Consider the following 11,876-nt stretch of genomic DNA (forward strand, 5'->3'; position numbering starts at 1 on the left):
ACCGCCCATGACGCCGCCCGCATTGCGCACGCAGACCCGATTGCCCATCATCGGCGCCCCCATGTTCCTGGTCTCCGGCCCGGACCTGGTGGCGGCGCAATGCGGCGCCGGCATCATCGGCACCTTCCCGTCGCTCAACGCCAGGCCGCAGGAACAGCTGCACGCGTGGATCACGCGCATCGAAGACAAGCTGGCGCGCGCGCGCCGGGCGGCGCCGCACGCCGTCATCGCGCCCTATGGCGTCAACCTCATCGTCCACCCCAGCAACGCCCGCTGGCAGGGCGACCTGGCCATCTGCGCCGAGCGCCGCGTGCCGCTCGTCATCACCTCGCTGCATCCACCCGAAGCGGTGGTGCGCGCCGTCCACGCCTACGGCGGCCAGGTCTGCCACGACGTCACCACGGTGCGCCACGCCCGCCGCGCCCTGGACGCCGGCGTCGACGGCCTGATCCTGGTCGCGGCCGGCGCCGGCGGCCACGCCGGCCGGCTCAACCCCATCGCCCTGGTCAACGAGATCCGCGCCTTCCACGACGGCCCCCTGGCCCTGTCCGGCTGCATCAGCCACGGCAAGGACATCCTGGCAGCCCAGGCCCTGGGCTGCGACTTCGCCTACATGGGCACCCGCTTCATCGCCACCCGCGAATCCCTGGCCAACGACGCCTACCGCGAAATGATCCTGCGCGCCCAGGCCGCCGACGTCACCTACACTCCCTACTTCTCGGGCGTGCCCGCCAACTACCTGAGCGAGAGCATCCGCGCCGTGGGCCTGGATCCCGCCCAGCTTCCCGACTACGACGCCCCGCCCCCGAACCTGGACAAGAACACTCGCCCCAAAGCCTGGAAAGACGTCTGGAGCGCCGGCCAGGGCGTGGGCGCCGCGCAGGAAGTGCTGGCGGTACACGAGCTGGTGAATCTGCTCGAAGCGGAATACCAGGCAGCCAGGCAAGCGCTGCTGCGCTGACAGTCAGAAGCGATAGCTCATCCTGACACTGCCCGCCTGCGACGACGCGCGGGACGTGTTGACGAGCGCATCATAGGCAAGAGACACGTCCAGTTGCCGCGTCAGCGGCAAGCCGACGCTCGCGCCGAACGTCAGGAAGCCGCGCGACAGATCGGCGCCCGGCGCGGCGAAGCGCGTGCCGTCCTGCGACACGACCGTCATCGCGCGGCCGGTATCAAGCAGTTCGTGGGCGTAGGCCACACGGAACTGGAGATTCAACGGCCGCTGCGCGCTATCGAACGCCGTGTCGAAGGTCATGCCGACGTAGGGCTGCAGGCTGCGGGCGGTGTCCGAGCCGACATGCAGGTTTTGGCCCCTCGCGCCGCCTTCGTCAAAGCTGTTGGCGTGGAAATAGGCATAGCGCAATCCCAGCCGGGGCGTCATGACCAGTCCGCCAAGCGCCAGGGGCTTGCTGACTTGCGCCGCCGCCGTGAATTCCTGCCCGACATGATCGCCCTTGGCCGTGCCGACATTCTCGAAGGGCCGCTTCTGCGACAGGAAATGCAGGCCGTAGCCGAGCATGCCCGTCACATCGACCGGCCCCAGGTCGCGGCTGGCATAGGTGGCCAGGCGCACCGTGTCGCGCGTGCCGGCGCTTTCCGTGCTCTCTTCCGACAGCTCGGCATGGGAATAGCCCATCGCCAGGCCGAAGGTGTTGCGATCCACCCGCTTGTCGGCGCCGGCGAGAAAGCCGTACTGGTTTTCCTGGAAGCCCGGCAGCCCCCCCGAGCCGGACAGCCGGCCATGCCGTCCCGTGGCGTTAGCCCAGACCGAAACGGCATCCGTCGTGTCGGCTGGCCCGGACGCGACGGCGCGCCGCGTCGCGCGTTCGAGCACCGCCGCCGTGGCCGACTGCGCGCTCATCAACGCGGCGCTGCCAAGCGCCGTATAGATGCTGGTGCGGGTCGGCGCGATGATCACCGGCGTGTCGCCCGGCATGCCCGAGGCCGGATTGCTCAGCAGCAACGCGACGTCGTTGGCGCCGTAGGCCACCGATGAGCGCAGGCCGTTCAGGTCCGCGCCGGAGGCCAGCGAACCCGTTACCGACGAGAAGCGCCCGCTGATGCCATTGGCCGCGCTCACCACGTTGTAGCGCGTGGCCGAATAGGTGCCCGGCGCGTATGTGATCGCCAGCGTCCCGTTCAGTGTGGCGCTGCCACCGACCTTCAGCAACGATGCCTCGGTCGGACTGACTTCGATGGCCAAGGTCGCATTCGACGCCTGGGTGTAATTGCCGCCCACGCTCAGCGTGCCGATGGACCCGCCGGGCGACACCATGCCGCCGTTCGTCACATCGCCGAGAATCGTGCCGTGCCCGCCGAGCGTGCCTTGCGCCCCGACCGCCACGTCGCCGCCCAGCACCGCGGCGCCATGGCCGGCATCACCCACCTGGAGCCTGCCCTGAGCGACAGTCGTCGCTCCCGTGAATCCGGCATTCGAACCATTGAGCACGAGCATGCCGGTCCCTTGCTTGAGCAACGCGCCGCTGCCCGTGAACTCGCCTTCATAGACGCTGTCGGTGGCCCCGCCGAGCGTCAGCGTGCTGGCGCCGGCCAGCACGCGCGAACCGGCCACCCCGTACAAGCCGGCCAGCGTCTGGCCCGATGCCGCCGACAGGTCGAGCGTCGCGCCGCTGCCCATGAGCGAGATGGCCGAGGCCGCGGACAGCCGTCCCGCGCCGTTGAGCACCAGCGTGCCGCCGTTGATCGTGGTCGCGCCGGTGTAGGTGTTTACCCCCGAAAGCGTCTGCGTGCCACTGCTAAGCACCAGTCCGCCGGCGCCGTCGATGACGCCGGAAAACACGCCCGACGCGTTCGTCAGGGTCAGGGTGCGGCCGCCGAGCGCGACTCTCCCGCCGCCCGCAAGGCTGGCCACGGACGCGCCGCTCGTCGTCGCCGAAATGTCCAGCGTTCCGTCGCTGGTCACCCCGCTGGATGCCGCCACGCTGCCGCCGCCACTGAGCGCGAGCGTCGCGCCGCTGTCGATGGTGGTGGTTCCCGTGTAGGTGTTGACGCCCGTCATCGTCAGGACCCTGCTGCCCTGGACGCTTACCGAGCCCGCGCCGGAGATGACGCCCGCAAACGTCAGGCCGTTTGTCGCCGAAGAGAACGCGACGCCGGACGCGGCATCGGTCAGGATCACGTCGTTGCCCAGCGTCAGCCCGGGGTGGCTCGCGGAAATGGTGGCGGTCGCCCCCGCATCGAACAACAGGCCGCCTACGATGTTGGAGCCCGTCAGCAGCGTCAACGTGTTGCCCGTGCCGCCGAACTGGATGGCCGCCGCGCGGGCCCCGCCCGGGCCACTCGGCGCGCCGGTGATGGTGCCCGCATTGACGATCGTGTCCAGGCCGCGCGTCACGATACCGACCCCGCCGCCATTGCCGGCGCCGCCGGCGATGGTGCCGACATTGAGGATCATATTGCGCGAGCCGGCAAGATTGATGCCGGCTCCGCCCGCCCCATCCGCCCCCGCGCCGGAATTGCCCGCCCCCCCGCTGCCGCCCGCGCCTCCAGTGATGCTGCCGGTATTAGTGATGGTGGCGTTGCCGCCAACCGCGAGCAAGCCGTCGCCGCCGGCGCCTCCCCCGCCGCCAAAGCCGCCGCTGCCGCCGTTGCCGCCAGCGCCACCGGTGATCGTGCCATGATTGTTGACCGACGCCACCGCCCCGGCCGACGTCAAGCCGCTGCCGCCCCCGCCGCCGCCGCCGCCGTTGCCGCTGCCCGTGTTGAAGACATTGCCGCCATTGCCGCCCGCGCCGCCCACGGCCGCCGCCGAATTGTTGATGGTGATATCGTTGCCCAGGTACTGAAGCGCTGTATTGCCGCCATTGCCACCGCCACCGAAATTGGTGCCGTCGCGGCCGGCATTGCCGGCGTCACCCGCGATCGGCGCGTTGATGGCCAATCCAGACCCCGTGAACATTTGTGCCGGTGCGTTGGCGGTCGCGTTGCCTGCGTCGCCGGCAGCCCCCGCGCCCCCCGTTCCCGAGCCGCCCCAGCTTCCCGGCACCTGCACGGTCACGTTGCCCGGGCCGAGCTCGCTGGCGCCGCCCCCCTGGCCATTGCCATTGCCGCCAGCGCCGCCGCGACCGGGATAACCCGCTCCGCCGGGCGCGCCGCAACCCGTCGTGTCGCTGGCGGAACAGGCGGCGAAGGCGGGCGCCGCCGCGGTCGAAAGGGCCAGCGCCAGGGCGGCGCTGCCGGCCGCGAGCATGACGCTTGCGGCCGACCGCAAGCTGGCCGCCGCAGGCGCGAAATCGTAGCGGTGCGACGTCGGAACGGTCGAAGACGCCGGCGCGTCACAGTGGGCCACAAGCCCGGATTTGCCTTGGAGCACGAATTTCCCCTTGCTTCCGCCCTGCCCAGTACCAGGATGACCCGGAGGGGACAACCGCCAGAATCCCGCGGCACGGCAATCATATGGAAGCCAGCGCCCGGGAAGACCAAGCGTGTTCAACTGCCGAGCGCTGGAGCGTTGCGCCGTCTGAGCGCGCATCGGCAGCAAATGTAATGCAAAGTTTCGTGGTTCGCCATGCTGGCGTTCCCGGCGGGGGGACGCGCCACCGGACGGCGCGAGGACGGGAACCCCTGCGCAGCGTGATACGGCGCCTATTCCAGCTTGATGCCCGCCTTGTTGATCACTTCCCGCCATTTCAGGACTTCGCCGCGCACGAACGCGCCAAACGCCTCCGGGCTGCCGGGCTTGGGTTCCGCCCCCGCCGCCACCATCGCCTTGGCCGTCGCGGGATCCGACAACACCTTCACCATGTCCGCATTGACCCGCGCCACGATGTCAGCGGGCGTCCCTTTCGGCGCCAACACCCCGCTCCACGAATACGCCTCGTACCCCGGCACGCCGGACTCGGCGATCGTAGGCACGTCCGGCAACATGCTCGACCGCGTCGGATTCCCCACCCCCAACGCGCGCACCTTGCCCGTCTTCAGATGCGGCACCGCCGACGGCCCGTCCGCGAACATCACCTGCACCTGGCCGCCCAGCAGGTCTTGCATCGCCGGCGCGCTGCCCCGGTAAGGAATGTGCTGGATCTTCACGCCCGCCATCGCATTGAACAGCTCGCCCGCCAGATGCGTGCCGCCGCCCGTTCCGGAGGAGCTGAACGACAGCTTGCCCGGATTCGCCTTGGCATAGGCAATGAGTTCGCTCACCGAATTCACCGGCAGCGACGGATTCACCACCAGCACAATGGGGAACACCGCCGCCATGCCCACCGGCACGAAATCGCGCGTGATGTCGTAGGTCAGGTCGCCGCGCAGGCTCGGCAGCACCGCATGATGGATGGAAGCGAAAAAGAAGTTGTAGCCGTCCGGCTCGGCCTTGGCGGCGAACTGCGCGCCAACGATGCCGCCGGCGCCCGAGCGGTTGTCCACCACCGTCGGCACCGACCACAGGTGGCCCAGCGGCTGCGCCGTGAAGCGCGCGGTGGTGTCCACCGGACCGCCGGCCGGAAACGGCACGATGAAGGTCACGGCGTGGCCGGGCCAGGCGGCGGCGCGGGCGAAAGTGGGCAGCAACGTCGTGGCGCACGCAGCGCCCAGCCCCGCGATGACGCGGCGGCGTTGGGGATCTAGCAAGGCAGTCTCCTGAGTCTCGTTCTTGTCGGTGGCGCGGCCGCAAGCCACACCGGAACAACGCGGTGCCTTGCCGCCTGCCGGCCCCATTTTTCTACTGCCTGCGCGTCAGGCGCGGCCGGGGCTTTTTTTATTATTTGCCGCGCGGCCGCTTTTGCCGCTACACATTTTCAAAAGCCCCTCTTTCGCCACGACGCCGTGTTCGCTGAACGCACACTATCGCGCATCCGATGTGGCGCCACGGCGACGGCCATGCGGCCCGTCAAGCCGTCGGCGCGGGCGCAACGCCACGCTCGCCGCGGCACGACACCGCCCCCGCCACGGCTACTGTCCCCGCGCCGCGCGCTGCACGTGTTCGATGAAGCATTCGGCGAAGCTGGGCAGGTCGCGGCCGCGCTGGCGGCACAGCAGGCGGTCGCGCAGGGCCCAGGGATCTTCCAGTTTCAACACGTGCAAGGCATCGGGCCGGCTGTAGCGCGCCGCGCAGGCGCGCGGCACCACGGCGATGCCGGCGCCGGCCTCGACCATGCGGCACACGGCCTCGAAACTGCCCACGTGCACGCGCTGGCAGATGCGCTTGCCCAGGCCGCTGGCGATGTCCTCCAGGAAGGTCTGGATGGCGCTGTCGGGATGGATGCCGACGAACGGGTAGGCATCGATCAGGTCGGCGAAATGGGCTGACTTCGACGCCGCCAGCGGATGGTCCAGCGCCGTGACCACGGTGAGTTCATCGCGGAACAGCGGCGTCACATCCAGGCCCTCGACGTCGATGTTGCCGGCCACCAGCCCCAGGTCGCCGGCGCCCGCGCGGATCGCGATGACGATGTCGCCGGAGATCTTCTCTTCCAGCTCGACGTCCACGTCGGGGTTCTCGGCCAGGAAGGTCGACAGCGCGTCCGCCAGAAAGGAATTGGTGGCGGTGGTATTGGCCAGCAGCCGCAGCCGCCCTTTCAGGCCGCTGGCGTAGGGCTGCAGGTCGGCGTTCAGGCATTCGAGCTGGCGAAACACCGCGTTGGCGTGCTTGAGCAGCACCTCACCGGCCGGCGTCAGCGCCACGCCCGTCGCCATGCGCACCAGCAGCCGCGCCTTGAAGGCCTCTTCCATGTGCTTGACGCGCGCGCTGGCGGCGGGCAGCGACAGGAAGGTGCGTTCCGCCGCACGGGTCAGATTGAGCGTTTCTCCCACGTTCACGAAGAGCCGCAGGTCAGTCAGATCATGTCTCATGTTCCACCACACAGAAGGGGGGCATTTCTAATTTTGAATTCTTCGAATGCCGTGACGACCATACCATGGGGCAACCCCGTAAACCATACGGTTTGACGCGGAACTGTTTCCCACGCGGCGCACGCCGCGGCATCTGGAGTAAGCCCCAATGAGCGGTATTGTTTCCGGCAAGGTAGTGGTCGTTACAGGCGCGGGCGGCGGCATCGGCCGCGGCATCGCGCTGGCCATGGCGCAGGCGGGCGCCAAGGTCGTGGTCAACGACATCGGCGTCTCGCTCACCGGCGAGGGCGGCGGCGAAGGCCCCGCGCAGGCCGTGGCGCGCGAGATCGTTGCGGCGGGCGGGCAGGCCGTCGCCAACACCGACAGCGTGGCCGCGTACGACAGCGCCAGCCGCGTCATCCAGACCGCCGTCGACGCCTTCGGGCGCATCGATGCGGTGGTCAACAACGCCGGCAACCTGCGCGACCGCGTATTCCACAAGATGAGCGAAGAGGAGTGGCGCCAGGTCATCGACGTGCACCTGAATGGCTCGTTCTTCATGAGCCGCGCCGCCGCGCCCTATTTCCGCGAGCAGGAATCCGGCGCCTTCGTGCACATGACGTCCACGTCCGGCCTGATCGGCAATTTCGGCCAGGCCAACTATGCCGCCGCCAAGCTCGGCATCGTCGCGCTGTCCAAGTCGATCGCGCTCGACATGGCGCGCTACAACGTGCGCTCGAACTGCATCGCGCCGTTCGCCTGGAGCCGCATGACCAGCTCCATTCCCGCCGAGACCGACGAGGAGAAGGCGCGCGTCGAGAAGCTGAAGAAGATGGAAGCCGGCAAGGTCGCGCCCATGGCGGTGTACCTGGCCAGCGACGCGGCCAGCGCCATCACCGCGCAGGTGTTCGCGGTGCGCGCCAACGAGATCATGCTGATGAGCCAGCCGCGGCCGCTGCGCAGCGTGCACCATGGCGAAGGCTGGACGCCCGAGCTGATCGGCGAGATCGCCGTGCCCGCCATGCGCAAGCATTTCTACGCGTTGGAGCGCTCGCCCGACGTGATCGACTGGGATCCCATCTGAGGCCGCCATGCCACTCGATTACGCAACCGTGAAGCACTGGCGCTTCGACGACGTGCGCCAGCACTACGACGACAAGGACACGATGCTGTACGCCCTGGGCATCGGCCTGGGGCAGGATCCGGAAGACGAGCGGCAACTGCGCTACGTGTACGAGAAAGACCTGCGCGCCTTTCCCACCATGAGCGTGGTGCTGGGCTATCCGGGCTTCTGGATGAGCGACCCGCGCGCCGGCATCGACTGGGTCCGGCTGGTGCATGGCGAGCAGCGGCTGGCGGTGCACGCGCCCCTGCCCACCTCCGGCACCGTGATCGGCAGGAGCCGCGTCACCCACGTAATCGACAAGGGCGCGGACAAGGGCGCGATCGTGGTCACCGAACGCACGCTGCACGACAGCGCCGGCGCGCACCTGGCCACCTTGCGGCAAAGCACCTTCTGCCGTGGCGACGGCGGCTTCGGCCAGGGCGACGCCAGCCCTGAGCCGCTGCCCGCCGCGCCGCAAGGCGAACCGGAACGCCGTTGCGCGCTGCGCATTCCGCCGCAGGCGGCGCTGCTGTACCGCCTGAATGCCGATCGCAATCCGCTGCATGCCGACCCCGAGGTCGCGCATCAGGCGGGTTATCCCAAGCCGATCCTGCATGGCCTGTGCTCCTACGGCATCGCCGCGCACGCGCTGGTCAAGACCTGGTGCGACTACGATGCCTCCCGCCTGACCCGGCTGGATGCGCGCTTCTCGGCGCCGGTCTATCCGGGCGAGACCTTGCAATGCGATATGTGGCGCATGCCGGATGGCCAGATCCGCTTCATCGCCCGCGCCGTCGAGCGCGACATCGTCGTGATGAGCCACGGCGCCGCCGAGGTGCAACCATGACGCGCCCGCCCGCATTGGACGGCATCCGCGTGCTGGACCTGTCGCGCATCCTGGCAGGCCCCTGGTGCACGCAGAACCTGGCCGACCTGGGCGCCGACGTCATCAAGATCGAACGCCCCGGCGTCGGCGACGACACCCGCGCCTGGGGCCCGCCCTTCCTGAAGGACGGCAATGGCGTCGACACCAACGAATCCGCCTACTACCTCAGCGCCAACCGCAACAAGCGCTCGGTCGAGGCCGACATGGCCACGCCGCAAGGCGCGGCGCTGATCCGCGAGCTGGCGGCGGTCAGCGACATCCTGGTCGAGAACTTCAAGGTCGGCGGACTGGCCAAGTATGGCCTGGACTACGCCAGCCTGAAGGCCATCAATCCGCGCCTGATCTATTGCTCGGTCACCGGCTTCGGCCAGGACGGTCCGTTCGCGCAACGTCCCGGCTATGACTTCATGATCCAGGGCATGGGCGGGCTGATGAGCATCACCGGCGAACGCGACGACCTGCCCGGCGGCGGACCGCAGAAGGCCGGCGTGGCAGTCACCGATATCGTCACCGGCATGTATGCGACGGTGGCGATCCTGGCGGCGCTGCAGGAACGCCACCGCAGCGGGCTGGGCCAGCACCTGGACATCGCGCTGCTCGACAGCCACGTGGCGCTGCTGGCCAACCAGAATTCCAACTATTTCAATTCCGGCGTGGCGCCGACGCGCGCCGGCAACGCGCACCAGAACGTGGTGCCCTACCAGGTGTTCGCCGCCAGCGACGGCCATCTGATCGTGGCCACCGGCAACGAATCGCAGTACCGCGCCTATTGCAAGGCCATCGGCGCGCCGGAGCTGGGGGACGATCCGCGCTTTGCCACCAACCGGCTGCGCGTGACCAATCGCGAGGAACTGGTGGCGATACTGGCCGCCATCATGCGCCAAGGCGCGCGGGACGACTGGATCGCCAGGCTGGAAGCGGTCGGCGTGCCCTGCGGGCCGATCAACAACATCGCCCAGGCGTTTGCCCATCCGCAGGCGCAGGCGCGGCAACTGCGCCGTGACCTGCCGCATCCGGCGGGCGGTGTCGCGCCCGTCACCGCCAGTCCGCTGCGCTTTTCGGATTCGCCGGTGGTGTATCGGCGCGCCCCGCCGCTGCTGGGCCAGCACACCGAGGAAGTGCTGCGCGAGGTCCTGGGAAAGTCACCGCAGGCCATCGCGGCATTCATGGGCTAACGGTCTTATTTTTTGCAGCAACCTTTTAATTTCCACCCCGTTCGACATACATTTCCCGCAATCAATAAGAAGTCAGCATGTGACAACCAACTTGGTTCTTAACAACTCTCGCTCGGTGATAAAGCGCTGAGTACGCATACCTACACTTACCGCCACGTCTTTCATTCGTCCGGTAATCGTTGGGTATGCTCATGCAAGCTTCCGTCTTCTCGAAAAAAGCCGTTCCCCACCATCGCCTCACCTACGCCGCGTTGCTCGTGTTCGCCCTGGGCGCCGGCATGGCCTTGCCAGACGTGGCGCTTGCCGCGGCCGGCGAGCGGGGCGGCGGCCAGGGGGGAAACGCCATGAAGAGCTGGGGCGTGACCAACCCCCTCATCCAAGGCGGCGAAGGCGGCGGACTGGAAGCCATCCACGCGGGCGGCATCGTCGGCGCGGGGAGCAACGCCACAGGCAGCCCGAACACGGGCGGCGCCGCCCCCTCTGTCTCGGCCACGGAACGGGTCGTCGATACGAACACGGTCGGCAGCAATGGAAGCTGCGAGTCCCCCTGCAACCCCGATGGGCCGAATCACTCCGGGGGGGGCGGAGGGGTCGCCATCCTCGGGGGTGAAAATACCAACGTGACCGTCACTGCGAGCGGAAAAGTGGCGGGCGGCGCGGGCGGCCCGGGAAGCGCAGGGGAGATCAGCACCGATTTCACCATGCTGCGAGCGGGCGGCGGCGGCGGCGGCGGCGCGGGCATCGCCGTCAAGTCCGGAACCCTGACACTGAACGGCGCCGTCACGGGCGGCGCGGGCGGCCACGCGCCAGGCCATCCGGGCGATGGCGGCGATGCCGTGGTGCTCGAACGAGGCGACATCATCGTCAATGCGACGATCACCGGCGGCCAAGGCGGCGCGCGTCTCTATAACGGCAAACCCGTGACGTTCAGTGGCAACGGCGGCACAGGCATATCGATCGGATCGGGCACCGTCGTCAACAATGGCATCGTGCGCGGCGGCCCGTCGGGCGCGGTTGACAATGTCGCCGCCAATGGCAAGGTCGGCGCCGCGCTGCGCGCCGGCTCCAACACCATCGTCACCAACAAGCGCCGCTTCAATGGCAGCAGCGGTAGCGCCATCGTGTTCGAAGGCGACGACAACAAGCTGATCATGTGGTCGGACTCCGACATCCTGGGCAGCGTCCGGTTCGAGGGCCGGCGCAATCAAATCGCGCTGGGCAGCGACGACGGCGCGCCCACCACGGCGAAGATCTGGAGCGACGGCCGTCTCGACTTCGGCATCGATGGCATCTACGTCGTCCGCGTCACGCCCACCGCGGCGGATCGCCTGAATGTCGTGGAAACCGCCAGACTCACCGGCGCGGCCGTGCTGGTCGACGCCATGACATCGGACCTGTACGCCGAGCACGCCACCTACACCATCCTGCATGCCGACGGCACCTTCAACGGCACGCGCTTTGGCACCGTGACATCCAACCTGGCCTACCTCACGCCCACACTCAACTACTCGGACAACGATCAGGACGTCCTGTTGACGCTGGCGCGCAAGGCGGCACCCGTACCCCCGCCGCCCGATCCGGCGCCGCCGTCCCCCGGGCCGGTTCCGCCCGTGGTCGATACGACGCCTCCCGCCGTGACCGATCCCGTCGCGCCGGCTCCCGCGCCGACGCCGCCGTCCCCCGCCCCGGTTCCGCCCGTGGTCGATACGACGCCTCCCGTCGTGACCGATCCCGTCGCGCCGGCTCCCGCGCCGACGCCGCCGTCCCCCGCCCCGGTTCCGCCCGTGGTCGATACGACGCCTCCCGTCGTGACCGATCCCGTCGCGCCGGCTCCCGCGCCGACGCCGCCGTCCCCCGCCCCGGTTCCGCCCGTGGTCGATACGACGCCTCCCGTCGTGACCGATCCCGTCGCGCCGGC

Annotated in this window: 7 protein-coding genes and 1 pseudogene; 5 read left to right on the forward strand and 3 right to left on the reverse strand. The window is 68.9% G+C overall.

Going from position 1 to position 11,876, the window contains the following annotated elements; translation table 11 throughout:
• Positions 1-7 precede the first annotated feature (7 nt).
• Positions 8-961 (forward strand): NAD(P)H-dependent flavin oxidoreductase, encoded by a 954-nt coding sequence (locus HV742_RS08270; protein WP_175144795.1) that lies wholly within the window; start codon positions 8-10, stop codon positions 959-961.
• Positions 962-964: 3 nt separating this feature from the next.
• Here HV742_RS08270 and HV742_RS08275 read toward each other — a convergent pair whose 3' ends face one another.
• From HV742_RS08275 to HV742_RS08285, 3 genes are all read right to left on the reverse strand, one after another.
• Entirely contained in the window at positions 965-4,336 is a 3,372-nt protein-coding gene (locus HV742_RS08275) for an autotransporter outer membrane beta-barrel domain-containing protein (protein ID WP_254601001.1), read from the reverse strand.
• A 272-nt stretch (positions 4,337-4,608) separates the two neighbouring features.
• On the reverse strand, positions 4,609-5,592 hold the full coding sequence (locus HV742_RS08280) for a Bug family tripartite tricarboxylate transporter substrate binding protein (RefSeq protein ID WP_049071514.1): 984 nt from the start codon (positions 5,590-5,592) through the stop codon (positions 4,609-4,611).
• Positions 5,593-5,913: 321 nt separating this feature from the next.
• Entirely contained in the window at positions 5,914-6,813 is a 900-nt protein-coding gene (locus HV742_RS08285; protein WP_049071511.1) for a LysR family transcriptional regulator, read from the reverse strand.
• A 148-nt stretch (positions 6,814-6,961) separates the two neighbouring features.
• Here HV742_RS08285 and HV742_RS08290 point away from each other — a divergent pair, with 148 nt between their 5' ends.
• The 4 genes and pseudogenes from HV742_RS08290 to HV742_RS08305 all read left to right on the forward strand — a co-directional run.
• The gene (locus HV742_RS08290) at positions 6,962-7,876 is read left to right on the forward strand and encodes an SDR family NAD(P)-dependent oxidoreductase (RefSeq protein ID WP_063580909.1); all 915 of its coding nucleotides are present in this window, start codon (positions 6,962-6,964) and stop codon (positions 7,874-7,876) included.
• 7 nt (positions 7,877-7,883) lie between these two features.
• Positions 7,884-8,744 carry a MaoC/PaaZ C-terminal domain-containing protein gene (locus tag HV742_RS08295; protein ID WP_175144796.1) on the forward strand — a complete coding sequence of 287 codons (861 nt, stop codon included), beginning with the start codon at positions 7,884-7,886 and terminating at the stop codon, positions 8,742-8,744.
• Positions 8,741-9,958 (forward strand): CaiB/BaiF CoA transferase family protein, encoded by a 1,218-nt coding sequence (locus HV742_RS08300; RefSeq protein ID WP_175144797.1) that lies wholly within the window; start codon positions 8,741-8,743, stop codon positions 9,956-9,958. Before HV742_RS08295 ends, HV742_RS08300 begins: the two co-directional genes overlap by 4 nt.
• A gap of 191 nt (positions 9,959-10,149) precedes the next feature.
• A pseudogene (locus tag HV742_RS08305) lies at positions 10,150-11,876 on the forward strand (hypothetical protein); the annotation flags it as partial.

Source organism: Achromobacter ruhlandii (assembly GCF_902859695.1).
Lineage (GTDB): Bacteria > Pseudomonadota > Gammaproteobacteria > Burkholderiales > Burkholderiaceae_B > Achromobacter > Achromobacter ruhlandii.